Origin of the sequence: Synechocystis sp. PCC 7509 (genome assembly GCF_000332075.2) — a bacterium.
Classification (GTDB): domain Bacteria; phylum Cyanobacteriota; class Cyanobacteriia; order Cyanobacteriales; family Chroococcidiopsidaceae; genus Aliterella.
Genome location: NZ_ALVU02000001.1, coordinates 1,530,727 through 1,553,113, shown reverse-complemented (window position 1 = coordinate 1,553,113; position 22,387 = coordinate 1,530,727). Strand labels below are relative to the sequence as shown.

Genomic DNA, 22,387 nt, shown 5'->3' with positions numbered 1-22,387 from the left:
TCAAATATCAATTTACTGCTTATGGTAATGGATAATATTTTCTCACCTCTCTATATTAAGGGCGATCGCCTTATTGTAAGTTGAAATAGTGCGATCGCTTTATAAAGTAACGTGAGTTCGACAGAATTAAAAAATAGCAGGAATTAGCGCCGGTAAGCCTTTTGGACAAATGTCAATAAACAGTTTTTTCGGCAAATAGTATAGGATGTTATCCTAGGAAGTCCGGGAACAAAAAGTGATATTAATTTGTTCATGGCAACAGCAGAAGAATTTTAACAGAGAGCAAAAGTTTAAAGGAGACAAGGCTTATATTGGAGAGCCGTTCATTAGAACTCCACAAAAGAAAAAGCCCAGACTTGAGTTAACGGCTGAACAAAAAAACCAGAATAAAAAGCTATCTTATCAAAGAATATTTGTGGAACATTTAATTCGTCTAGTACAAGTCTTCCGCGTAGCCAAAGAAAGATTTAGATTAAATATATACAAATACAAACAAATAATTCTCACTATTTGTGGAATTGTAAGATTAAGGATTGGAGGATTAAGATTACCTAATATTAATTCTGAGGTTAGGAACAAGAATAATTGAGGAGGCAACCGATTATTTTTTAGATTGATATTAACATTAAATATCTCAAAACTCGATTGTAGCGTCGATTTTCGGTATTTGCTTAGACTTGTATTTTTAGATGAAACTCTTTGCCAGTAACTGTTTGATAGATTTTGGAGATGTCTATTAGTAGACCTAGCCGAAACCATGATTTTTCTAAGTTGTTTTTTAGTGTCGGTGTTTTTTTATGCCTTTTTCACCTATTCTCCATAAATCTTAGTTATTGTATTCTAGCCAATTTCTTAGATTCCCCTAAGAACAAGCTTTCTGGCTTTCGTTCGTTGTCGAACTCACGTTAAATTAGCAGAAAGCATAATTGTTAAAAACAAAATTATTGTTAGGCGTAGAAAATTACAGAAAACAAAAATCCCCTATTTGATTGGAAACGGCGTGAGGTTTTGAAAAGAGTGGGGGATAATTGGCGCAGGAGTAGCATTAACTGACTTAATAGTACAGAGTTTTGGGAATGAGGAGGCGATCGCCCAATTTCCTCCAAGTGTAGTTTTTGGTACAGTCCCAAAACGCAAATTTGGACGGGCTAATATTGAAGTATCTGCCCTAGCTTTAGGTGGTTATCATCTTGGCATGGTAAAAACCCAAGCCGAAGCAACCCGCCTCTACAGGAAGCAATGGATGCGGGAATAACGTTTATCGATAACGCCTGGGAGTATAAAGATCCAGCAATTCATCTCAAAATGCTTTCCTACAATTTTCCCTTTGATGTTTGTCAACTACCGCTTAACTGTTTTGATGCTAACTTTCGCAGCTTTGAGCGGGAAGTTTTGCCAGAATTAAATAAGCGGGGAATTGCTGTAATTGGAATGAAAAGCATAGGAGGCGGTGGCGAATCCGTAAAAAAAGTCGTAATTACCCCTGTTGAAGCTTTACGCTACGCTATGAATTTACCTGTAACTACAACCGTAAGCAGGATAGATTCATCGGGATTCTCCGGGAAACCCCGTTGCTTCAGCACGGGGAGGGATAGGAGGGGAATCGATGGGGTTCAACACCCCGGAGATTCCCACATATTTTGTGTTATAATGTGAGGTATGCAAAAAGCTTACCGTTACCGCGTTTACCCAACTTCCGAACAAGAAACCTTGTTGCGGAGAACTATGGGTTGTGCGCGTTTGGTTTACAACCGAGCGTTGGCTTCCCGGACGGAAGGTTGGTACGAAAGGCAAGAAAAGGTTGACTACATCAAAACTTCTGCCATGCTTACCCAATGGAAAAAGCAAGAAGACTTGCAATTTCTGAACGAGGTTAGCTGCGTACCTTTGCAGCAAGGACTTAGACACTTGCAAAAAGCCTTTGCAAACTTTTGGGCGGGACACGCTAAGTATCCCAACTTTAAAAAGAAGCATAATGGTGGCTCTGCTGAGTTCACTAAGTCCGCTTTTAAGTGGAAGGATGGGCAAGTATGGCTTGCCAAGTGTACTGAAGCGCTGCCGATTCGTTGGAGTAGGCAACTGCCCAAGGGATGCGAACCGTCTACCATCACGGTCAAGTTGGATGCGAGTGGGCGATTCCACGTTTCTTTGCTCGTAGACACAGTGATTGAACCATTGCCAAAATCCAATAAATCTATTGGTTTGGATATGGGGATAACTAGCTTGATTGCTACCAGTAATGGGGACAAAATCGCTAATCCCAAGCACTTTAAACGCAGAATCGCAAAGCTTAGACGAGTCCAGAAATCTTTGTCTCGTAAGCAGAAGGGGTCGAACAATCGACATAAGCAAAGGCTCAAAGTAGCCAAAGTACATGGACAAATAACTGATAGTCGCAAAGACTTTTTGCATAAGCTAACTACTCAACTGGTGAACGAAAACCAAACCATCGTGGTTGAGGATTTGGCAATCAAAAACATGGTCAAAAACCATAAATTGGCGCTCTCGATTAGCGATGCTAGTTGGGGTGAATTTGTCCGCCAGCTTGCTTACAAGTGCGAGTGGCACGGGCGAGAACTGATTAAAATTGACCGATGGTTTCCTTCCTCCAAAAGGTGCGGAAACTGTGGGCATATAGTAGACAAAATGCCGTTGAATGTACGTGAGTGGGATTGTCCTAAGTGTCAAACTAACCATGACCGTGATATCAACGCGAGTAGGAATATACTTGCCGCAGGGCTTGCGGTGTCAGTCTGTGGAGCGAACATAAGACCCGATAGGCAAGAGTCTAAAAGGCAGTTGCAAAAAACCCGAAAGGGAAAGAAACAGAAACCTAAGTCGTGAGTCTTAGGAATCCCCGTACCTTAAGGTCGGGGAGGAGGTCAATACAAGTGTTGCGGCAAAACTTGGCTGTACCTAGGGGATTTAAACTGATGAATACTGAACAATTGCAAGCGCTGCGCGATAAATTTACACTTTTAGCCGCCGATGGAAGTTTTGAACTATACAAAACCTCCAAAAAATACGATGGCGCACCAAGAAGAGAACAACACGGCTTTCCACCGCAAGAACAACTAACAACTTAAGTATTTGAGGCATAACTGCTATGACCGCAACATTATCCGCCCCTCAATCGATCGCATCATTGCTAGGTAAGGAAGCTGAAGACTTACTTACTCATAAAGCTAAAGTCTCTAGGGATTTATTGCATCTACCTGGCGCAGACTTTATAGATCGCATATTTACTATCAGCGATCGCTCTCCCCAAGTATTACGCAGCTTACAACAACTGTATTCCTTTGGACGATTGGGAAACACTGGTTACTTATCAATTTTGCCTGTAGATCAAGGGATTGAACACTCGGCGGGGGCTTCCTTTGCACCCAATCCAATATATTTTGACCCGGAAAATATAGTAAAGTTGGCGATCGCATCGGGTTGTAATGCTGTAGCTACTACTTTAGGAGTTTTAGGCAGTGTTTCCCGCAAATATGCTCATAAAATCCCCTTCATTGCCAAAATTAACCATAACGAGTTGTTAACTTTTCCCAACCAAGCCGATCAAATAATGTTCGCTTCAGTAGAACAAGCTTGGAACTTAGGAGCAGTAGCTGTAGGCGCAACAATCTATTTTGGTTCGGAACAATCGACGCGGCAAATTCAAGAAGTAAGCAAGGCTTTCGCCCGCGCTCACGAGCTAGGAATGGCAACAATTTTGTGGTGCTACCTCCGTAATAATGCTTTTAAGCAAGACAAAGACTATCATTTAGCAGGGGATCTGAGCGGACAAGCAAATCACTTAGGCGTAACCATTGAAGCCGACATTATTAAACAAAAATTACCGGAAGACAATCGCGGTTACGAAGCCGTAGAGAAGGCTTCAGGGAAAAGTTACGGAAAAACGAGCGATCGCGTATATTCTGACCTTACCACCGATCACCCCATCGATTTAACGCGCTACCAGTTGCTAAATTGCTACTCTGGACGGGCGGGATTAATCAATTCTGGTGGTGCTTCCGGCAAAAATGACTTTGCTGAAGCAATTCGCACCGCCGTAATTAATAAACGTGCTGGCGGTTCTGGTTTAATTTCGGGGCGCAAAACTTTCCAGCGTCCTTTTGAAGATGGAGTAAAGCTGTTTAACGCTATTCAGGATGTTTATTTATCTCCAGATGTGACTATTGCCTAAAATGAAACAATTGCGCGAAGTTGACACAATCGAGCCACTAAAACAGGCGTATCAATTTAGTTGGTTCGATTGGTTTTGTCTTTGGTATCCTCCAGGTTGGCTGATTTTATTTAACCGTCATTGGCAACGCTACAATAGCGATTCTGATGGCTGGAATTGGCTGGAATACTTACTATTTCTTATCCCTGGGGGATTCTATGTGGCTTTATTAATTCGCTGGCTGCGTTTGGGTTGCCGTTTACCACGTCCTCAAAACGAACAATTTGACTTGAGTTATCAGCAACATTTTAGTGAGGAAATTCTTGCTCCCATCATCAAACATTATTTTCGCGCCCAATTACACGAAACTGAGAATTTACCCGCCACAGAATCCTTTATCGTGGCGATGAATCACGCCGGGATGTGTTTCCCTTGGGACTTTTTAAGTTTGGGCTATCTATTGAGTAATACTCAACCAGGTTGGGTATTGCAACCATTAGCAGATGTATCTTTATTTGAACACCCTTGGTTAATTTGGTGGCTACCTCCAGGTTGGGCAAAAGTAATGGGTGGAGTTCGCGCCGAGATGAATGATTTTGAGCAAGCAGTAGAGCAAAAAACTATTTTACTTTATGCTCCAGAAGGTTTACGAGGGCCAAGTAAAGGTTGGCAAAAACGCCATCAATTAGAAACCTTTGATCTTAGTTTTATGCGTCTAAGCGAAGTTTCCTCTATCCCAATTTTGCCTGTAGTCTGCATGGGTAATGAATACTTACATTCTTGGGCTTTTAATATCAAAAGTCTAGCAAGACGCTTGCAATTACCTTTTTTACCCTTATCGCCATTAATGTTTATTTTTCTACTGTTTCCTTCAATGGGAGTTTGGGCAGCCAGAAGCAAGTTAGATTACTACATTCAACCAGTATATAAAACGCCTGTAATAGAAAGTTCGCCGGGAAAAGTGCGATCGCGTTTCTACCAACAAGCCCAAGAATTGCGCGACAAAATGCAAAGTATAATTGCGATGAAACTGGGGTAGTGCAAAGTATTTATACTCAAACAATTCTCGTTTTGGTTGTATTTCCTTTACAACTAATTTACTGCTTTTGCGATTTTATCGAGTCCGTTACAATCTAATTATGGATTACGAAGGGGACACTACCAAAGCTGCTAACAATATTAAGAAGCATAATGTCAGCTTTGAAGAGGCTCAAACTGTCTTTAATAATCCATTAGCACTAATTTTTGAGGATGAATTGCATTCAAGGCAAAAGCATCGGGAAATTATTATCGGTCATTCTCAACAAAATCGGCTATTGCTAGTCAGCTTCACTGAACGTCCCCAAGTAATCCGCATTATCAGCGCTCGTATTGTAACTCAAAAAGAACGTGAAGACTATGAAAACAACGCATTCTGATGAAATACCTACTAATGACAATTTAGCCCCAGAATATACCTTCGACTATAAGAAAGCAAAGCCTAACCGATTTGCAGCAAAAGATAAGGAAAGAAAAATGACAGTGGTTGTTTTGGATGAAGATGTTGCTAAAGTCTTTTCCAATCCCGAAACGGTCAATAAAGTTCTGAGAGCGTTGATTGAAACAATGCCCTAAAAATCAACAATCTAATAATATAATGACTAGCGCGATCGCATTTCTACAAACAAGCTCAAGAATTGCGCGACAAAATGCAAAGTATAGTTACCATGAAACGAGGTTAAGGCGAAGTTTTATTTGTAACTTTAGATAAAACTATACTGGTAGGCTGGGAAAAGGAATTGTTGTGAATCAGCGCTATGAATCAGACCTTTGAAATGGATGATGACTTACGACCTGAATACAATTTTACTCAACTCCCGGTTGTAGCGCGTGGTCAAGGACGCAAAAAATCTACCCTAAATGTTCAGTTAGATCCTGATGTAGCAGCAGTTTTTCCAGATTATAGTTTTCCTATGAAGCGATCTAGCTCTTTAATTCCTACCTTTGACTCAATGCTCCTTCCCACAATTCAGGCTCTACAAGTTTTGGGTGGGTCTGGCACTACTGAAGAGATTTATGAGAAAGTAGCACAACTTCTTGATTTGCCTGATGAAGTATTAAACACTCCACATGGAAGTACATCACAGAGTGAAGTTGAATACCGACTCGGATGGAGTCGCACTTATTTAAAAAAATATGGGCTTTTACAAAATTCAGAGCGAGGAGTGTGGTCTTTAATTTCAACGTCTATAAATATTGATAGTCTGGATGCAAAAGAGATTGTTAAAATTGTCCGAGAAGCTGATAAAAGCAAAATCGCACAACCTGCACAATCATTGAAACCATTTAGCAGCAATCTCGCAGTGACACGAAAGCGGCTCACTGATCTTTTAGAAGCAGAGGAAACAGATGATTATGGCATTTTGCAACCAAGTCAATCAGCGTTTAAACTAGCAATCCAATTTGTTGTAGAAGCTTACGAATTAATGGGTGATAATTTTCCCAAAGCATCAGTATCTACCGACGAGAAAGGTGGCATTAGACTAACATGGAGCAAACTAGAAGTTGAAAGTGAAGTTAGACTAATTTGTCCTGGTAGTAAAGATCAACCCGTGTATCTGTACCACGAATTAGGCGACAATTATGCCGTAGAACACGAAGTTACATCATCCATCTTGATGCAGTGGTTGGAATGGCTGAATCGAGCATAAACCCCTTTGAGCCATTGCCAGCAGATAGCATTATTTATCGAGCAATACTGCGAAAACAGTGGATTGATGAAGATACAGGAAGGATAAAAGCAGATGCTTATTTTTTGCGAGCTAATGAACTTGGGCTTTCGGTTAATTTGGCAAGTGCGTATTCTTTAGAGCAATGTGCTAACTTGTTTCGTAAGTGTTATGGAATTGCCAGCCTTGAAGTTGGTCGTGTTAGAGAAATTGGGTTAAATGTAGAACAAGATTCCCCAGATCATGCAAATATAACTGGGCTACCATATCAAGAAGATAATTTAGTTGAGGCTGAACGGTTGGCAGGTCTGTTAGCCAAGCGTTCCCGTATTGTATGGAAATTAGAGTAAAGCCTTTGCCTATTTCAGGCTTTTAATGCGATCGCACTTCTATACCTAAACCCAAAGCGGCGATCGCCAGCACATTCAATCTAACTATTCTCCCCAAAGCGGTAGCCTTTACCATAGACCGTGTGAATTAATTGAGTTTCCCCTGGTGCTTCAATTTTGCGCCGCAATAACCGAATTAAAGCCGCCAACACATTACTACTAGGTTGTTCGCCCTCAGACCAGAGATGTTGATAAATCTGAGCGTGAGTTAGCAATTGACTGTTATTTTCAATCAGATAAGCCAATAGTTGGGTTTCTTTTTCTGATAGCTCAATATTGCGCCCTGGGCGATAACCTAACTGGTTTTCGCAGTCCAACTCCAAATCTGCCACCTTTAGCCGTTGAGAAGGGGCGATCGCGCTGTCAGATGCCGAACGACGCAATAATGCCCGGACTCGTGCTAATAATTCCCTTAGTTCAAAAGGTTTAACTAAATAATCATCCGCTCCCGCGTCTAATCCTTGTACGCGATCGTCTATGGTATCTTTAGCCGTAAGAAATAGTACCGGGGTAGCTTGTCCCGCCTTTCGTACTTGTTGGCAAATCTCTAACCCGGTTTTGTGAGGTAGCATCCAATCTAAAATCAGCAAATCGTACCCACTTTTGGCGGCAAGATCGCTTCCGGCTGCGCCATCATAAGCTACATCAACACTGTAACCTTCACGCTTTAGCACTCGACAGAGAGGATCTGTCAATTCAACTTCATCATCAACTAGCAGTATTTGCATTACTTAGGCGATCGCATTTGGGCTATTATTATGCCCGAAGCTTCAATATATTAATTCTTAATTATGCTTACTGTCGCATTGCCCAAAGGCTCACTCTTAAAAGATAGCATCCGTTTATTACAATCAGTGGGACTAGATTTTAGTGCTTTTCTCGATTCCACTAATAGGCAATTACAAATTTCTGACCCCACACAGACGGCTAAAGCTTTACTTGTTAGAGCGCAAGATGTTCCAGTATATGTAGAATACGGTCAAGCGCAACTAGGTATTGTCGGTTACGATGTCTTGCAAGAAAAACAACCACAAGTTGCTAACTTAATCGATTTGCAATTTGGGCTTTGTCGGCTATCGGTGGCGGTGAGACAATCAAGCTTGTATCGCTCGGCTTTAGAATTGCCACCTCATGGTAGAGTTGCATCTAAATTTGTTAACTGCGCCAAAGATTATTTTGATAGCCTAGATTTGCCTGTAGAAATTGTGCCGCTTTATGGTTCAGTGGAATTAGGGCCTATTACTGGAATGTCTGAAGCGATCGTTGACTTGGTTTCCACCGGGCGAACTTTACAAGAAAATGGCTTAATTGAAATTGAGACGTTATTTATTAGTACAGCACGGCTAATTGCTCATCCTTTAAGTTATCGCCTCAATACAAGTAATTTACATCAGCTAGTCGAACAAATGAGAGCGCGGATACTAGCGGAGGTATAGAATGATAGCCCCAGAATAAGCTAGTCCAGGGCTATTTTAAAAAAAATTATCTGTTGATTAAAGCAAAATTTTATTTAATTCAAAGTTAGCTATGAGTAGGTGAATGAGGAGTTGGGTTAATTAAATTCAACTGGCGTAGCAGTATTAAGTCTTCAGGAGTTAGGAACTTTTGTAAATTAGGTTGATTAAGTAAAGCAATTTCCGATTGACAAGATTGTTGCAAAATTTGTATGCAGCGATCGCGCTGCCCTCCAGGTTGTATGCTTTTAAGAAATCCAATAGCCATAGTAATTTTTGGTACAGTATTACGCATTTCTTGTTGTAGTTGCTGTAAGATTTCTCCTTGGCTACTCACAGACTGCTGAAGTTCAAGCACTTTTTTTTGTAAACTTTCCGCACGTTCGCGCTCGGTTTGAAATTGCTGCATGACAACGGCTTGTTTATTAAACCGTGAAGTAATGGCTCCCAATAACTCCGATCTTGTAAATGGTTTAGTTAGATAGTCATCCGCTCCTAAGTCCATTCCGTGACGAATATCAGCTTTATCTACCATCGCTGTTAGAAAAATAAACGGAATTGCTGCGGTTTCTGGAACTTGACGCAAAGCCCCTAAAACTTCATAACCATCAACTTCGGGCATCATTACGTCGCAAATAATTAAATCGGGTAGGTATTCTTGCGCCCACATTGCACCCATAAACCCATTTTCTGCCCCTACCGCCTCAAAATCTTCTGCTTCTAGCAATTCTAAAATATTTGCTCTTACTGCGGGTTCGTCTTCAATTACTAAAATTTTTTTCATTTGTTTATACTCATTGATTTAATGGCAGTGTAACTGTAAACTTTGTGCCAACTTCTAATTGGCTTTCGGCGGTAATTGTGCCTCCGTGTAAATCCACAGACTTTTTAACGATCGCAAGTCCCAAGCCCGTACCAGGAATATTACTCACATTCCTGCCGCGATGAAAGGACTCAAACAACTGTTGTTGGTCTTCAATTGAAATCCCAATTCCCCCATCTTGAATCGAAAAAATTGCCCTTGTGCGATCGCACTCTAAATTAAAATCGACTTCTTTGCCTTGCGGTGAATACTTCACAGCATTTGTGAGCAAATTAGTAATAATGTGCCGAAATAGCTTCTCATCTATCAGTCCATCAAGTCTATCCCATTGCGTTTGAGGGCAAAAATTAATAGTATGAGTCTGGGTTGTAACTTGGACTTCTTCTACCAAGTCGCGGCTCAATTGGATAATGTCTAGCAATCTTGGTTGAAATTCTAGTTTTCCAGCTTCAGCTTTGCCAATTAATAGCACATCATCTAGCAAACTTGTCATATGTTTAACGCTAGATTGAATGCGCTGCTGGTGTTTGAGTTTTTTATCGTCGCTCCATTTATGACTGTAATATTCCAGTAACTCGCTAGACGATAAAATTGTCGCCAAAGGAGTCCGAAATTCATGAGAAGCCATGGTCACAAACCGCGATTTTAGTTCGCCCAGTTCTTTTTCCTTTTCTAAAGCCTGGCGAATATCTGTTTCTACGTGCTTGCGCTCAGTAATATCGCGAATAATCGCCATTACTTCATTTTCTGCACTAACAGCAATTCGCGCCTCGTAGTCCAAAAGATTGTCATCTAATAGCAACTGATATTCAAGAATTTGCATATTTTTGGTAGTCAAAGCCAACTGTACGCAATCCATCATCGGATTAGCTACTTGATAAGGAAATACCTCATACAAACTTTTGCCCAAAAATTCTTGTGTAGGTAGTGGTAAACGATTATTTTTTACAGCTTTAAAATTAACAAAAATTCCCTTAAAACTAATGCGAAACATTGAATCGGGGATAGCGTTAAGCAAGGCTCTATTTGTCGCTAAACTTGAATTTAGAGCATCTTCTACTCGTTTGCGATCGCTAATATCGGTAGAAATCCCACAAACGGCATAGATTTTTCCCACCGCGTCAAATAGGGGAAACTTGATCGAAATATAAGTATGCAATCCGTCACTTTGCGGAGCCACTTCTTCCCAATCCATTGGGCTTTTAGTTTCTATTACTTTTAATTCGTTTGCTCGGTAGGTATCAGCTATTTCTTTGGGAAAGAGATCATAGTCAGTTTTGCCTTTAATCTCTTCTCTGTGGATATTGAACACAATTCCAAACCAAGAATTAATGGTAATGAACCTTCCCTGGAGGTCTTTAACGTAAATTAAGGCTGTAGAGTTGTCGAGTATTGCCTGCAAACGCTGTTCGCTCTCTTGTAAGGCTTGTTGACTGCGCCGATTTTCTGTAGTATTGCGTACCACTTTAGAAAAGCCTCGTAGTTGCCCATTTTGATCTTTCAGGGCGGTGATAATCTCATCCACCCAAATTTGCGAACCATCTTTACATATTCGCCAGCCTTCATCTTCGATTTGACTATTTACTTTAGCTAGGTGTAGCAGATATTCAGGTTTGTTTATAGCTCTATCTTCTGGTGGATAAAAACAATAAAAAGACCTGCCTAAAATTTCTGCGGACGTATAACCTGTGATTCGCTCGGCTCCAGTATTCCAGCTAATAATATTTCCTTCTATATCGAGCATAAAAATAGCGTAATCTTTCCCGCCCTCTACTAATAGCCGAAAACGCTCCTCGCTATCGGATAAAGCTTCTTCTACTTGCTTGCGTTGGATTAATGCGCCCAACTGGGTTGCTACGGTAGAAACAAGCTTGACTAAGTGTTTGTCTTCGTCGTCGGCGGTAAACATAAAAAACACCAAAACCGCCAAAACGCGATCCGTTGCTACAATTGGAATACCTAACCCAGACTTAAAACCAACCTCTAAAGCGCAAGCTTTACGCAAAAAATCGGTGTATGAAGCATTAACAACACTTTGCATCAATTCCGGCTGCTTTGATGACCAAACCCGCCCTGGCAATCCTACCCCTAACAAAAAAGTCAGGTTTTCGCTCTCCAGTCTAAACTTATCGAGATTTTGGGTATTTCTATACCAAGCCGGACTGCATTCAAGAGCGCCACCATGAGGAATCCAGGCTTCTCCAAACGCCCAACCTGTAAAGTCGCACACTAAGCGCAGTGCTACACCTAAAGCCGAGTGAAAGTTTGCCGATTCGCCAATAGATTGAGTCATCGTTTGGAGAAAACGTACTTCTTCTTCGGCTCTGTGGCGAGTAACGATCTCTCTAAGCAATCGATTGTTAGCCTTTTGGAGTTCTGTGGTACGTTCTTGAACGCGAAGTTCTAGTTCGTCTTTAGCTTGTTTGAGTTCGATTTCAGCCGTAACGCGGGAGCTAATATCGCGAACAATTGCCAAAACTTCGTCTTCGCCGTCAACAACGATTCTTACTTCATGATGGCACGTAGTACCCTGGACTTGGAGTTGATACTCAAAAATTTGAGTTTCGCCTGTTTGCAAAGCTCGATTTATATGGTGCATCCTCTGACTTATTATTTCTTGAGGTAGAATTGCACACTCGTTAGGGCGGTCAGTATCTGTTTTTGCTGGCAAATAATTTAAACAATTACCATTTTTATCAAGCCGCAACATCAAATCAGGAATTGCGTTTAATAAAGCTCGATTTTTAGCTTCGCTTTCGCGTAAGGCAAGTTCGGTATGCTTGCTCTCGGTAATATCGACAATATAGTTTCTAATTAGACCGCTAACGGCAACATAATGAACTGATTGAGAAAATATCTTACTGCCAATTTCTACTTCTCGCACAAAAAAAGTTTCTTGACCGTTTTTGACAATGGGGACTATTTCTTCTAACAAAGGGTGTTGCAGCTTAGTTTCTCTAAGGTCTGGAAACTGTGCCAGTGCCGAGGGATTAATATAAGTAATATTTCCTGTTAGATCGATTTCAATAATTGGATTAGCAATGGGTTCGGGAAAAGCTGCCAGTTTTAGCAGTGCCGCATCACTGTAGTTTGCTATTTCTCGCTCTACTCCAATTAGGGTACTTGAAGCTACTTTTATCACTTCTTTTTCTCTATTCTCTGGACTTATTTCTAGGGAGTCAACCGTTGTGTAGTACCAAGCTTTAACGTCATCGGCAAAAATAATTTCATCTTCATGGCTAAGTTCGCGCTCAAAACAATGTTGACCATTGACTCTTAAGCCGTTTGTGCTGCGTACACCTTTTAAATTGCCGTCAATCAGCCGAAATAGGTGCGGACTTTGGTCTGTTAGTCTCACCAAAATAGCGTGCTGTCGCGATACCAACTGGGAGTGTAGCACTATAGAATTAGTAGGATTACGACCAATTGAATAGTTAGCACTTTCTAGACTAATTGTGCGTTTACCTCGGTTGTCTTCGATCGCTAGTAAGTGTTTGACTTGTTCTTTTTCACTCTCTAACACGGTTTTTTGGTTTTGACGATGTGTACTTATAGTTTGCCCAGTTTGATCGGAGAATACACACCTTAAGCAAATAATAATAAAAAATTTAGTGAGTTTGTCTTTCCTATACTAATATTCCTTTCCCAATCGGGAAAGGAATAAGCTTTTATACTCATGGGCTGGGGGTAAAGAACTTTTTAAACTTGATGGGAAATATTGCTAATTTGAGGGGCTTTTACTTCTGAGGAATTATGCCATATTGATTTAAGTTTGAAGCTGAGTTTTTGTCTTAAGGTTTGCTGCTCGATTCCTAAAGATTTATCGTAGCTGGCATAACACTCTTTGTAACGACCTAAATGATTTAATGCTGCACCGCGAAACAGCCAAGCTTGTCGATCACTGTCATCAATTTCTAAAGCGCGATCGCAACTATCAACGGCTTCTAGGTAACGATTGAGATGGATTAAAACTACGGATCTCTGTACCCAAGCGGTAGTGTTTTGCGGTTGAATTGCTACTACTTTGTTAAAACTGCTCAGAGCTTCTTCGTAATCGCCCAAGTTCGCTAGGTCGTTACCTTTAACTAACCAAATATCAGGATCTGTAGACTGATTAGCGGTTTCATTAAAATTAGAAATTGTAGTACTCATAATGATTAGTTAGTTTTAACTAGGTTTAAATTGGACAAGGGAAAAAAATTATAAAAATTGTCAAACTCTAGATTATTTCTTTTTAATTAAAGCCAGCGCCTCGAAGAAATAATTTATTGCTGTTCGGGTATAACTAATTAATAGCAGTACAGACAGCTAAAGTAACACAGTATCTTTACTGAAAAAAATGTGAAGTTAAGTTGCAAATAACCCTTTAATCCGATGATTGCATAGAGGGTTTTTCGGCTGGGACTACCAAAACCTTATCAACGCGATTGCCATCCATATCCATCACCTCAAACCGCATTCCATCCCATTCAAAATGATCGGCGGCGTTGGGGATGCGTCCTAAATGGGTAATTACAAAGCCACCTAGGGTTTGATAGCTACCACGATGTTCCCCTTGAAAGTCTTGTACAGCAAAGATTTTAAAAAATTCATCAACACTTAACATTCCATCCAATAGCCAAGATCCATCTTCTCGTTGCACAGCTTGAGGATCGTCTAATTCGTCGGCGGAAGGCACATCGCCGACAATTTCTACTAAAATATCATTTAAAGTCACTAAGCCTTGAATTACGCCGTATTCATCGACTACTAGCGCCATATGAGTACCTGTTTGTTTAAATAACTCCAGCACTTTTAAGCCGCGAGTGCTTTCGGGGACAAATACAGGTTGACGTAAAGAGACTGTTAAATCTAGTGCTTCCCCGGACAAACTACGAGCTAATAAGTCGGTGACAGGCATAATTCCTAAAACATTGTCCAAACCACCTTGGCAAACGGGAAAGCGAGAATTGGCGCTATCCATCATCTTTTTGCGGTTTTCTTCGCTGGTGTCTTCCAAGTCTAGCCAAACGATATCGGGGCGCGGTGTCATTAAAGCACTAACGGGGCGATCGCCTAATCTAAATACTCGTTCTACCATGTCTTGTTCGGCTTCTTCAAACATCCCTGCTTCTGTACCTTGCTCGATCAATACTTTGATTTCTTCTTCCGTTACTTGGGGTTCGCTGGAAGGGCCTATGCCTATTATTCGCAATACTAAGTCTGTAGAGGCGCTGAGTAGATGGACAACCGGGGAAGCAAAGGCGGCGATCGCTCTCATAGGCATTGCTACAGTAGCGGCGATCACTTCGGGATTATTTAGAGCGAGGCGTTTGGGTACAAGTTCGCCCACAATCAAGGATAGGTAAGTAATCACCATAACCACAATCCCAAAAGATAACCCTTGACTATAGGGTGCTAACCAAGGAATTTGATTGAGATTTTCTGCTAATTTTTCGGAAATAGTAGCACCCCCAAAAGCACCCGCCAAAATGCCGATTAAGGTAATACCTACTTGGACTGTAGACAAAAATTTATTGGGGGATTCAGCCAAATCTAGAGCAACTCTTGCTTTTTTATTTCCTTGATTCGCCATGTTTTGCAGCCTTACCTTCCGGGAGGAGATGATCGCCATTTCCGACATAGAAAATATGCCATTAGCAAGGATCAACAGTAAGAGGAGCAGAACTTCTAGAGTAATGGAAGACATTTTTTAAACTGCCGCTATTTTTGGCAAACTGGGCTTAATATTTAGTATCTAAGATGGAATCAAGGGGAAGTACAACTTAAAGTTAATTTTTTACATAGTTAATAAACAGTTTAAAGGTGAAATAGTGGGGCTAAAACTAGCTAAATCTACGCCTGCTTTATGAGCTACTAGCACTCCAACGGCTTCTAAATAAGAGTTTACTTGAATTGCTTTAATCCCCAGAGGTGCTGGAGGAACGAGCATTTTAGTATGATTGTCGCTCACGGTAATTATTTGAGCAGTGCTATTGCTTAAGCTTAAAATAGCGCTGCCACCACAGGCGGTTGCAGGTACGATGACAGCATCAACTTCCTTTGCCCAAATATCGCGCCGATCGCTTGTAAATCTAGGAGCGCGACTTAAACCGACAAGCACGCTGGGCAAAAAGGTATAACCTAATTCTTCCGCCGCCGATCGCGGTGATATATTGGGGTCGATGGGCAGTGGTAATAAGGCTGGAGCGTGAGCGCAAGGGATTTTAAAGGTTTTAACTATTAAGTGACTAATAACGGCTTCCGCCCCCGCTAAAGGATCTACTCCTTGCCCGTGACGATACTGTTCTAGAGCGGTGCTATCGATATCATCGGGGAAACGGGCTACAACTGCGATCGCATTTGCCCCTATATCAATTAATTTTTGCGCCGCTCGTAACAAACTATCGGGATTTTCTATAGTTCCCCAACTTGCCCCCGATGCTGAGGTACGTAATTCTACATTTAAAGGAGTATCGGTAATCACGTAATCCGTTAGAGATAGTCCTAAAGTTGCTCTAGCAGCTTCGGCGGCTTGGAGTTGTCTAACTTGCAATTCTGGTTCAATTCCCTTGTCGAGAATTAACCCAATCCGATTTTGCCGCACTGGATGCAAACCCCAAGCAGAAGCAGCAAACTTGTCAAGTCCATAACCTTCTACATAGAGAACATTAGGCATTGACCAGTATAATTGAGCGCCATTGAGGACATTTGGGTGAGTAATTAGGCGATCGCATACTGAGGCGATCGCACGAGCAACGGGCAAAGCATCTCCAGCATAACCGCCAATTGCCGCACCAATTCCCGTTGGTATAATTAAAATAGCAGTGTAAGGATGATTCACTCGCGAGGTGATTCTAAGGTAACAACGGCTTCAACGATCACAGTTTGCTTTTGCATATTTACCGATGTGATCGCCCAACGCAAAGGTTCTCCCTGTTTTGCCAATTCTGACTCAATGGCTTTGTGGAGTTGGGTGGGGGTTTCTTCTAGGTTAATTTCGGCGGTGATAAAGTGAGTAGTCATAAATTAAGAGCTATTGTTGGAACTGACCAAATTGTAAATGATAAACTCGGTCTTCTTTTTCTGTCTCAATTTTCAAGTCAGAACGAGGATAGGAAACACAAAGCAAAGCATAGCCTTCTTTTTGAAGTTCAAGGCTAATACCCATACCCTCGCTTTGTTCTACAGTTCCTTCTAAAATTTGGGCAGCACAGGTAGTACAAACCCCCGCATTACAAGAACTTGGCAACCCCAAACCCGCAGCATCGGCAGCTTTAAGGATAATTTGGTCTTCGGGAACTTGGATAGTATGAGTTGTTCCGGCGTGGAGAATTTGAACGGTGTAAGTTTGAGGCATATAGAAACAGTTAGGAGTAGCGCCCTTACAGCTTTAAAAAATAATTGTACCGCGACTTCCTAGGGATTTAGTTTTAGAAGTATCATGACAAACCGTATTGATGTTAGCAGCAGCGCTAATCTGGCAGTAGAAACAAAATAAAGAGAGGATTTATATAGAATGCTTGAAGAATATCGCCAACATACCGCCGAAAGAGCGGCGTTAAATATTCCCCCATTACCATTGGATGCGCCGCAGACATCCCAGTTGTGCGAACTACTGAAAGCGCCACCAGTAGGGGAGAAAGAAACATTATTACATTTATTGCGCGATCGCATTTCCCCAGGAGTAGATCCCGCAGCCTATGTAAAAGCTGGATTTTTGACGGGAATTGCCAAAGGAGCAATTAGCAGCCCTTTAGTTTCGCCTATCTACGCCATAGAATTATTAGGAACTATGCTTGGCGGCTATAACGTCCGAAGCTTGGTAGATTTGCTGTCTTCTGATAACGAGGAAATAGCAAAAGCGGCGGTAAAAGCGCTTAGTCATACAGTCTTAGTTTATGATGCTTTCCACGATGTTTTTGACCTAGCAGAAACTAATACCTATGCTAAACAAGTAATTGAAGCTTGGGCGGATGCTACATGGTTTACAAATCGCCCCCCTTTAGCGGAAAAAATTACTGTAACGGTATTTAAAGTACCGGGAGAAACAAATACCGACGATCTTTCCCCCGCACCTCACGCCACAACCCGCCCAGACATTCCGATGCACGCTTTGGTAATGCTGGAATCAAAAATGCCGGGGGCGTTAGAAATTATTAAGGAATTGAAGCTTAAAGGGCATCCTGTAGCCTATGTAGGCGATGTAGTGGGGACGGGTTCGTCGCGCAAATCTGCTATAAATTCTGTATTGTGGCATATTGGGCAAGATATACCCTACGTGCCAAATAAGCGTTCTGGTGGGTATATATTGGGAAGTGCGATCGCTCCTATCTTTTTCAACACCGCCGAAGACTCCGGCGCTTTACCGATTCAATGCGATGTTTCTCAGCTAGAAACCGGGATGATTATTACTATCTATCCCTACAAAGGTGAAGTTGTTAACGAATCCGGAGAAGTAATTTCAACTTTCAACCTCCAACCCGATACAATTGCCGATGAAGTCCGCGCTGGGGGACGTATCCCGCTACTAATTGGGCGCAGTTTGACGGACAAAATTAGAGCAGCGTTAGGAATTGAACCTAGTTCTATATTTATTCGTCCTCGTTCGCCCGTAGATACAGGGAAAGGCTACACATTAGCGCAAAAAATGGTCGGTAAAGCTTGCGGACTCGTAGGAGTGCGCCCCGGTACATCCTGCGAACCAATTATGACTACGGTAGGTTCTCAAGATACCACAGGGCCCATGACCCGCGATGAACTTAAAGAACTTGCTTGTCTTGGTTTTAGCGCAGATTTAGTCATGCAAAGCTTCTGTCATACCGCCGCTTATCCCAAGCCTGTAGACATTAAAACTCATCACGAATTACCCGATTTTATGGCAGAACGGGGCGGCGTTGCGTTACGTCCTGGAGATGGAATTATTCACTCTTGGCTAAATCGAATGCTATTACCCGATACTGTAGGTACTGGCGGCGACTCTCATACCCGTTTCCCCTTGGGTATTTCCTTCCCCGCAGGTTCGGGTTTAGTAGCCTTTGCTGGGGCGTTGGGATTGATGCCTTTAGATATGCCGGAATCAGTGTTAGTCAGGTTTAAGGGGGAATTGCAATCGGGAGTAACCCTGCGAGATATTGTGAACGCAATTCCTTATATAGCCATCCAAAAAGGCTTATTAACGGTATCTAAAGAGAATAAGAAAAACATCTTCTCTGGGCGGATTATGGAGATAGAAGGATTGCCCGACTTGAAGGTAGAACAAGCTTTTGAACTAACTGATGCCACTGCCGAGCGATCGTGTTCGGGATGTACGATTAAGCTAAATATAGAAACAGTATCAGAATATCTGCGTTCTAATATTGCCTTAATGACAAATATGGTAGCGCGGGGTTATGAAGATGCTCGTACTATTATGCGTCGCGTCGCCAAAATGGAACAGTGGTTAGCAAATCCCATACTAATGGAAGCTGATAGCGATGCAGAGTACGCAGAGATTATTGAGATTGACTTGAACGAAATTAAAGAGCCAATTGTTGCTGCCCCCAATGACCCGGATAATGTCAAACTACTATCAGAAGTAGCAGGGGATGCGGTGCAGGAAGTATTTATCGGTTCTTGCATGACAAATATTGGTCATTACCGCGCTACAGCCAAAGTATTAGAAGGCGAACCCCCTGTAAAAACTCGACTATGGATTTGTCCCCCAACGCGGATGGACGAACATCAGCTAAAAGAAGAAGGAGTTTACAGCACCTTTGGCGCGGCGGGTGCGAGAACAGAAATGCCGGGATGCAGCTTGTGTATGGGCAATCAGGCACGGGTAGGAGATGGAACAACCGTATTTTCCACTTCAACGCGCAACTTTAATAACCGCATGGGTAAAGGAGCGCAAGTTTATCTTGGTTCGGCGGAACTTGCTGCTGTTTGTGCAATGTTAGGGCGGATTCCCACAGTACAGGAATATATGCAGGTTGTAGCAAATAAAATTAATCCTTTTGCTGACAATTTGTACCGCTATCTGAACTTTGACCAAATCGCCAATTTTGAAGACGAAGGGCGAGTAATTCCCTTAGAAGAAATGCCTCGCATTGAGGATATTTTAGGCATCCCCGCAGGTACGCTGCGCTAGTCGATAATAAGTAGCAGGGTACTTTGATAAACTACCTTGCTACATTTGAATAATAACGAGTGAAATCTATGGAGTTTTATACAGCAGTAATTAGACAAAGTGCAGGCTATTGGGTTAGCTTATGCCTAGAAAATGGAATTGTAGGACAAGGAAAAAATCAACAAGAAGCCATTGATAAGTTAAAAGAAGCCATTGAGTCTTTTCAAGCTGTTCGGGCAATTGAAAATAATATTTATACTGCCCCTATTTCTATAGAAGAACTGCACGAGTTTCTAATGGTAGAAGATCGACAAAACGATTCAGAGTCCTATGAATTGAGAAAGGTTTATGCCTAAAAATATACCTTCTCTTAAACCTAGAGAATTGATTAAGCTTTTGGAAAAAGCAGGCTGTACATTTTATAGACAAGGGAAAGGCGACCATTGCTTATATACTCATGAAATTGATGCAGTGCGAAAAGTCGTTCCTATAGATATAGGCGCAGGAGAAATGTCACCTGCTTATGTGTTACGCATTTGTAGACAATTTGGCTTTACAAATGAAGAAATTGAAAGCTTTTTAGAATAATTGCAAAAAATAATTTAAGCAAGATTTAAGTATCTATTGCCAATTTAAATTTCCATAACATACTTAAGTCATTTAAAATAGAGTATTCAGATCGTTATTACAACCTTATGATAAACAAAACTTTTATTTCATCAACAAAGAAGAATTGGCAAAATGAAGCAATAGCAGGTGGAAATTACTTACTAGGCTCAAATAATCACATTCACGGTTATTACAAAGCTGCTAATATTTTAGTTAATTCGGCTTTAGCTAGTGATAGAAACAGAGATAGAGATAGAGATAGAGATAGAGATATGCTGTTTTTCCCGGTCGTTTTTAACTACAGACATTACATAGAGTTAAGTTTGAAGGATTTAATAGATAAGGTAGAGGATGCTTATGATGTCCTTAAAGAAATTGAATCGAATTATGGAGAACTTAAAAAAAGAGTTAAAAATAAGCTAGCTTGACACCCACTGTTTAAAAACGGTATTAAAATACTTGACTGAAAAATTACGATTAATAAGTGAAGTTGGCTTTAAAGAAAGTATATGCGAAACTATATTAGATATTCATCGATTAGATCCTGGAGGTATAACATTTCGCTATCCTCTAGATAAACAAGGTAATCTAACATTACTAAAGCAGAAAACATACGATCTAAGAAATATTCAAGAACGAATGGAAGTAGTAAGAAACTCTTTTGAGGGTGCTACTACATGGTTGCAAGTCACAACTGATTCAGTACATGAATATTTACTTCTATATCAACAGCAAATGTCAGAATTTGAAACTGACTTGCCAACCTACGACTTTGAAGGCGACTGTTATTGAATTTATTGGTTATTTAGAATACTAAGTGACTATAACGATACTCTAAAATAAAAAACTTCACAGCGATCGCATCCTTATCTAAAAGTGCGATCGCTTAATTATTGATAAACTACTATAGTCAACCATTAGACAAGTAATACAATGCTTGAAATTCACAAAAATTATGTTTTAAACGAACAGCAGCAACCTATAGCTGTACAAATTCCCATTGCTGAGTTTGAGCAAATTGAGGAAATTCTCGAAAATTATGGTTTAGTAAAACTAATGGATGAAACTCATAACGAGGAACAACTTGCTAAAAATGAAGCTTTAAAGTTTTATCAATTGCTAAAGGATAGTAATGTGGAAAGTTGAATATACTAAGCGATTTTTAAAAGATTTGGCTACTTTACCATTAGAAATTCAAACCCGTGTCGAACCTATTGTATTTGCCGAACTAGAGTCAGAAAATCCTTTTGCACTAGGATATATTGAAAAAATGACTGGTTATATAGATAAATATAAGATTCGTGTAGGTGATTATCGGATTGGGGTCGCAATGAAAGGTAAGGTAGATAACATGGATTGGCAAGACCGCATTATTATTAATCCAGAGATATTGGCAGGAAAGTCAGTAATTAAAGGTATTCGTCTGTCCATAGAATTTATTGTCGAGCTTTTAGCTCAAGGATGGTTAGAAGCAGACATACTAAAAAATCATCTAGGAATAACACAAGAAGATATAAAAGCTTGTTTGAGCTATGCAAGCAATGCTTTAAAGACAGAAAAAGTATATCCGCTAAATGTTTAAATAATTTTGATGGTAGGTTTAGCATCTTATACTATTTGCCGAAAAAACCGTCTATTGAAATTTAGCCAAAAGGCTTACCTGTACTACTTCCTGCTATTTTTTAATTCTGTCGAACTCACGTTACTTTATAAGCACTTACCTATAGACAGGTTGAACCTAATGTTATCTAATTACACTGCTGCTTTTGTAACTTTGGCAACTAGCAACTTAGATAAGCTCGTGTTGTTTTATACAGAGTTATGGCAACAAGAACCGCAGATTTATCGAGAAAATGTGTATGCTGAGTTTGAAATCTCTGGCTTGCGCTTGGGTATTTTTCAGCCGCAGCAAAGCAAAGAATCTGAGTTTGCGAGTAGTCAAAGTAGTAGGATGAGCTTGTGTTTAGAGGTGAAAGATTTGGAAAGTGTGATCGCGCATCTAACTAATATAGGCTACCCACCAACGGGGGAGATTGTTATAGCTTCTCACGGTAAAGAAATTTATGCGTGCGATCCTGATGGGAATAGATTGATTTTACATCAGTCTTAAATGCGATCGCTTTTCCGCAGTATTGAGAAATATTGGAAT

At 40.9% G+C, this 22,387-nt stretch carries 27 protein-coding genes; 19 read left to right on the top strand and 8 right to left on the bottom strand.

Annotated elements, in window-relative coordinates; genetic code table 11:
* Positions 1 to 235 precede the first annotated feature (235 nt).
* The 10 genes from SYN7509_RS31690 (at position 236) to SYN7509_RS25405 (ending at position 7,226) form a co-directional block, all read left to right on the top strand.
* Positions 236 to 589 carry a transposase family protein gene (locus SYN7509_RS31690; protein WP_148297954.1) on the top strand — a complete coding sequence of 118 codons (354 nt, stop codon included), beginning with the start codon at positions 236 to 238 and terminating at the stop codon, positions 587 to 589.
* Positions 590 to 1,239: 650 nt separating this feature from the next.
* Positions 1,240 to 1,656, top strand: coding sequence for an aldo-keto reductase family protein (locus tag SYN7509_RS0207970; RefSeq protein ID WP_028954176.1), 417 nt, complete (start codon positions 1,240 to 1,242; stop codon positions 1,654 to 1,656).
* Between the two features lie 3 nt (positions 1,657 to 1,659).
* Positions 1,660 to 2,844, top strand: coding sequence for an RNA-guided endonuclease InsQ/TnpB family protein (locus tag SYN7509_RS0207965; protein ID WP_028954175.1), 1,185 nt, complete (start codon positions 1,660 to 1,662; stop codon positions 2,842 to 2,844).
* An 89-nt stretch (positions 2,845 to 2,933) separates the two neighbouring features.
* Positions 2,934 to 3,086, top strand: a complete 153-nt coding sequence (locus SYN7509_RS30085; RefSeq protein WP_158506139.1) for a hypothetical protein — start codon at positions 2,934 to 2,936, stop codon at positions 3,084 to 3,086.
* A 20-nt stretch (positions 3,087 to 3,106) separates the two neighbouring features.
* Positions 3,107 to 4,189, top strand: a complete 1,083-nt coding sequence (locus SYN7509_RS0207955) for a class I fructose-bisphosphate aldolase (protein ID WP_009630755.1) — start codon at positions 3,107 to 3,109, stop codon at positions 4,187 to 4,189.
* A gap of 1 nt (position 4,190) precedes the next feature.
* Positions 4,191 to 5,207: a 1-acyl-sn-glycerol-3-phosphate acyltransferase gene (locus SYN7509_RS0207950; protein WP_009630754.1), complete on the top strand. Its 1,017-nt coding sequence runs from the start codon at positions 4,191 to 4,193 to the stop codon at positions 5,205 to 5,207.
* A 100-nt stretch (positions 5,208 to 5,307) separates the two neighbouring features.
* Complete coding sequence (locus tag SYN7509_RS0207945; RefSeq protein WP_009630753.1) at positions 5,308 to 5,586, top strand: BrnT family toxin; 279 nt, start codon at positions 5,308 to 5,310, stop codon at positions 5,584 to 5,586.
* Positions 5,567 to 5,782, top strand: a complete 216-nt coding sequence (locus SYN7509_RS0207940; RefSeq protein WP_009630752.1) for a hypothetical protein — start codon at positions 5,567 to 5,569, stop codon at positions 5,780 to 5,782. The genes SYN7509_RS0207945 and SYN7509_RS0207940 overlap by 20 nt, the downstream gene beginning before the upstream one ends.
* A 182-nt stretch (positions 5,783 to 5,964) precedes the next feature.
* Positions 5,965 to 6,858: a winged helix-turn-helix domain-containing protein gene (locus tag SYN7509_RS29135; protein ID WP_009630751.1), complete on the top strand. Its 894-nt coding sequence runs from the start codon at positions 5,965 to 5,967 to the stop codon at positions 6,856 to 6,858.
* Positions 6,840 to 7,226: a hypothetical protein gene (locus tag SYN7509_RS25405; protein WP_009630750.1), complete on the top strand. Its 387-nt coding sequence runs from the start codon at positions 6,840 to 6,842 to the stop codon at positions 7,224 to 7,226. Before SYN7509_RS29135 ends, SYN7509_RS25405 begins: the two co-directional genes overlap by 19 nt.
* A gap of 80 nt (positions 7,227 to 7,306) precedes the next feature.
* On the opposite strand, the gene rppA is transcribed toward SYN7509_RS25405, so the two are convergent.
* Positions 7,307 to 7,993 carry a two-component system response regulator RppA gene (gene rppA / locus SYN7509_RS0207920; protein WP_009630749.1) on the bottom strand — a complete coding sequence of 229 codons (687 nt, stop codon included), beginning with the start codon at positions 7,991 to 7,993 and terminating at the stop codon, positions 7,307 to 7,309.
* A gap of 63 nt (positions 7,994 to 8,056) precedes the next feature.
* Between rppA and hisG the strand changes: the two genes are divergently transcribed.
* A complete protein-coding gene (gene hisG / locus SYN7509_RS0207915) occupies positions 8,057 to 8,701 on the top strand; it encodes an ATP phosphoribosyltransferase (RefSeq protein WP_009630748.1) in 645 nt (214 codons plus the stop codon).
* Positions 8,702 to 8,786: 85 nt separating this feature from the next.
* Here the strand turns inward: hisG and SYN7509_RS0207910 are convergent, their stop codons facing one another.
* The 7 genes from SYN7509_RS0207910 to SYN7509_RS0207875 form a co-directional block, all read right to left on the bottom strand.
* Positions 8,787 to 9,503 (bottom strand): response regulator transcription factor, encoded by a 717-nt coding sequence (locus SYN7509_RS0207910; protein WP_009630747.1) that lies wholly within the window; start codon positions 9,501 to 9,503, stop codon positions 8,787 to 8,789.
* 10 nt (positions 9,504 to 9,513) lie between these two features.
* Positions 9,514 to 13,065 (bottom strand): PAS domain S-box protein, encoded by a 3,552-nt coding sequence (locus SYN7509_RS27535; protein WP_009630746.1) that lies wholly within the window; start codon positions 13,063 to 13,065, stop codon positions 9,514 to 9,516.
* A gap of 176 nt (positions 13,066 to 13,241) precedes the next feature.
* The gene (locus tag SYN7509_RS0207895; RefSeq protein ID WP_009630745.1) at positions 13,242 to 13,694 is read right to left on the bottom strand and encodes a tetratricopeptide repeat protein; all 453 of its coding nucleotides are present in this window, start codon (positions 13,692 to 13,694) and stop codon (positions 13,242 to 13,244) included.
* 214 nt (positions 13,695 to 13,908) lie between these two features.
* Positions 13,909 to 15,231 (bottom strand): hemolysin family protein, encoded by a 1,323-nt coding sequence (locus tag SYN7509_RS0207890; protein ID WP_009630744.1) that lies wholly within the window; start codon positions 15,229 to 15,231, stop codon positions 13,909 to 13,911.
* A 90-nt stretch (positions 15,232 to 15,321) separates the two neighbouring features.
* Positions 15,322 to 16,365, bottom strand: a complete 1,044-nt coding sequence (locus tag SYN7509_RS0207885; RefSeq protein ID WP_009630743.1) for a DUF3326 domain-containing protein — start codon at positions 16,363 to 16,365, stop codon at positions 15,322 to 15,324.
* Complete coding sequence (locus tag SYN7509_RS0207880) at positions 16,362 to 16,547, bottom strand: hypothetical protein (protein WP_009630742.1); 186 nt, start codon at positions 16,545 to 16,547, stop codon at positions 16,362 to 16,364. The genes SYN7509_RS0207885 and SYN7509_RS0207880 overlap by 4 nt, the downstream gene beginning before the upstream one ends.
* Positions 16,548 to 16,557: 10 nt before the next feature.
* Positions 16,558 to 16,881 carry a 2Fe-2S iron-sulfur cluster-binding protein gene (locus SYN7509_RS0207875; RefSeq protein ID WP_009630741.1) on the bottom strand — a complete coding sequence of 108 codons (324 nt, stop codon included), beginning with the start codon at positions 16,879 to 16,881 and terminating at the stop codon, positions 16,558 to 16,560.
* A gap of 159 nt (positions 16,882 to 17,040) precedes the next feature.
* Between SYN7509_RS0207875 and acnB the strand changes: the two genes are divergently transcribed.
* From acnB to SYN7509_RS0207830, 8 genes are all read left to right on the top strand, one after another.
* Positions 17,041 to 19,650 carry a bifunctional aconitate hydratase 2/2-methylisocitrate dehydratase gene (gene acnB / locus SYN7509_RS0207870; RefSeq protein ID WP_009630740.1) on the top strand — a complete coding sequence of 870 codons (2,610 nt, stop codon included), beginning with the start codon at positions 17,041 to 17,043 and terminating at the stop codon, positions 19,648 to 19,650.
* Positions 19,651 to 19,718: 68 nt separating this feature from the next.
* Positions 19,719 to 19,985 (top strand): type II toxin-antitoxin system HicB family antitoxin, encoded by a 267-nt coding sequence (locus SYN7509_RS0207865; protein ID WP_009630739.1) that lies wholly within the window; start codon positions 19,719 to 19,721, stop codon positions 19,983 to 19,985.
* The gene (locus SYN7509_RS0207860; protein WP_009630738.1) at positions 19,978 to 20,217 is read left to right on the top strand and encodes a type II toxin-antitoxin system HicA family toxin; all 240 of its coding nucleotides are present in this window, start codon (positions 19,978 to 19,980) and stop codon (positions 20,215 to 20,217) included. The genes SYN7509_RS0207865 and SYN7509_RS0207860 overlap by 8 nt, the downstream gene beginning before the upstream one ends.
* Before the next feature lie 107 nt (positions 20,218 to 20,324).
* A complete protein-coding gene (locus SYN7509_RS0207855) occupies positions 20,325 to 20,666 on the top strand; it encodes a hypothetical protein (RefSeq protein ID WP_009630737.1) in 342 nt (113 codons plus the stop codon).
* A gap of 31 nt (positions 20,667 to 20,697) precedes the next feature.
* Positions 20,698 to 21,030 carry a hypothetical protein gene (locus SYN7509_RS0207850; RefSeq protein ID WP_009630736.1) on the top strand — a complete coding sequence of 111 codons (333 nt, stop codon included), beginning with the start codon at positions 20,698 to 20,700 and terminating at the stop codon, positions 21,028 to 21,030.
* 141 nt (positions 21,031 to 21,171) lie between these two features.
* Positions 21,172 to 21,384, top strand: coding sequence for a hypothetical protein (locus SYN7509_RS0207845; protein ID WP_009630735.1), 213 nt, complete (start codon positions 21,172 to 21,174; stop codon positions 21,382 to 21,384).
* Entirely contained in the window at positions 21,371 to 21,820 is a 450-nt protein-coding gene (locus SYN7509_RS30960) for a DUF433 domain-containing protein (protein WP_009630734.1), read from the top strand. The genes SYN7509_RS0207845 and SYN7509_RS30960 overlap by 14 nt, the downstream gene beginning before the upstream one ends.
* A 159-nt stretch (positions 21,821 to 21,979) precedes the next feature.
* Positions 21,980 to 22,348 carry a VOC family protein gene (locus SYN7509_RS0207830; protein ID WP_028954172.1) on the top strand — a complete coding sequence of 123 codons (369 nt, stop codon included), beginning with the start codon at positions 21,980 to 21,982 and terminating at the stop codon, positions 22,346 to 22,348.
* The last annotated feature ends 39 nt before the right edge of the window (positions 22,349 to 22,387 follow it).

Coding starts and splice junctions, on each gene's coding strand:
- SYN7509_RS0207895 (WP_009630745.1), bottom strand. CDS start 13,694: ATGAGTACTACAATTTCTAATTTTAATGAAACCGCTAATCAGTCTACA.
- SYN7509_RS0207965 (WP_028954175.1), top strand. CDS start 1,660: ATGCAAAAAGCTTACCGTTACCGCGTTTACCCAACTTCCGAACAAGAA.
- SYN7509_RS0207865 (WP_009630739.1), top strand. CDS start 19,719: ATGGAGTTTTATACAGCAGTAATTAGACAAAGTGCAGGCTATTGGGTT.
- SYN7509_RS0207845 (WP_009630735.1), top strand. CDS start 21,172: ATGCTTGAAATTCACAAAAATTATGTTTTAAACGAACAGCAGCAACCT.
- SYN7509_RS30960 (WP_009630734.1), top strand. CDS start 21,371: ATGTGGAAAGTTGAATATACTAAGCGATTTTTAAAAGATTTGGCTACT.
- SYN7509_RS0207945 (WP_009630753.1), top strand. CDS start 5,308: ATGGATTACGAAGGGGACACTACCAAAGCTGCTAACAATATTAAGAAG.
- SYN7509_RS0207880 (WP_009630742.1), bottom strand. CDS start 16,547: ATGACTACTCACTTTATCACCGCCGAAATTAACCTAGAAGAAACCCCC.
- acnB (WP_009630740.1), top strand. CDS start 17,041: ATGCTTGAAGAATATCGCCAACATACCGCCGAAAGAGCGGCGTTAAAT.
- SYN7509_RS0207950 (WP_009630754.1), top strand. CDS start 4,191: ATGAAACAATTGCGCGAAGTTGACACAATCGAGCCACTAAAACAGGCG.
- SYN7509_RS0207910 (WP_009630747.1), bottom strand. CDS start 9,503: ATGAAAAAAATTTTAGTAATTGAAGACGAACCCGCAGTAAGAGCAAAT.
- SYN7509_RS25405 (WP_009630750.1), top strand. CDS start 6,840: ATGGCTGAATCGAGCATAAACCCCTTTGAGCCATTGCCAGCAGATAGC.
- hisG (WP_009630748.1), top strand. CDS start 8,057: ATGCTTACTGTCGCATTGCCCAAAGGCTCACTCTTAAAAGATAGCATC.
- SYN7509_RS0207970 (WP_028954176.1), top strand. CDS start 1,240: ATGGATGCGGGAATAACGTTTATCGATAACGCCTGGGAGTATAAAGAT.
- rppA (WP_009630749.1), bottom strand. CDS start 7,993: ATGCAAATACTGCTAGTTGATGATGAAGTTGAATTGACAGATCCTCTC.
- SYN7509_RS30085 (WP_158506139.1), top strand. CDS start 2,934: ATGAATACTGAACAATTGCAAGCGCTGCGCGATAAATTTACACTTTTA.
- SYN7509_RS0207890 (WP_009630744.1), bottom strand. CDS start 15,231: ATGTCTTCCATTACTCTAGAAGTTCTGCTCCTCTTACTGTTGATCCTT.
- SYN7509_RS0207830 (WP_028954172.1), top strand. CDS start 21,980: ATGTTATCTAATTACACTGCTGCTTTTGTAACTTTGGCAACTAGCAAC.
- SYN7509_RS0207875 (WP_009630741.1), bottom strand. CDS start 16,881: ATGCCTCAAACTTACACCGTTCAAATTCTCCACGCCGGAACAACTCAT.
- SYN7509_RS0207860 (WP_009630738.1), top strand. CDS start 19,978: ATGCCTAAAAATATACCTTCTCTTAAACCTAGAGAATTGATTAAGCTT.
- SYN7509_RS29135 (WP_009630751.1), top strand. CDS start 5,965: ATGAATCAGACCTTTGAAATGGATGATGACTTACGACCTGAATACAAT.
- SYN7509_RS0207855 (WP_009630737.1), top strand. CDS start 20,325: ATGATAAACAAAACTTTTATTTCATCAACAAAGAAGAATTGGCAAAAT.
- SYN7509_RS0207955 (WP_009630755.1), top strand. CDS start 3,107: ATGACCGCAACATTATCCGCCCCTCAATCGATCGCATCATTGCTAGGT.
- SYN7509_RS0207940 (WP_009630752.1), top strand. CDS start 5,567: ATGAAAACAACGCATTCTGATGAAATACCTACTAATGACAATTTAGCC.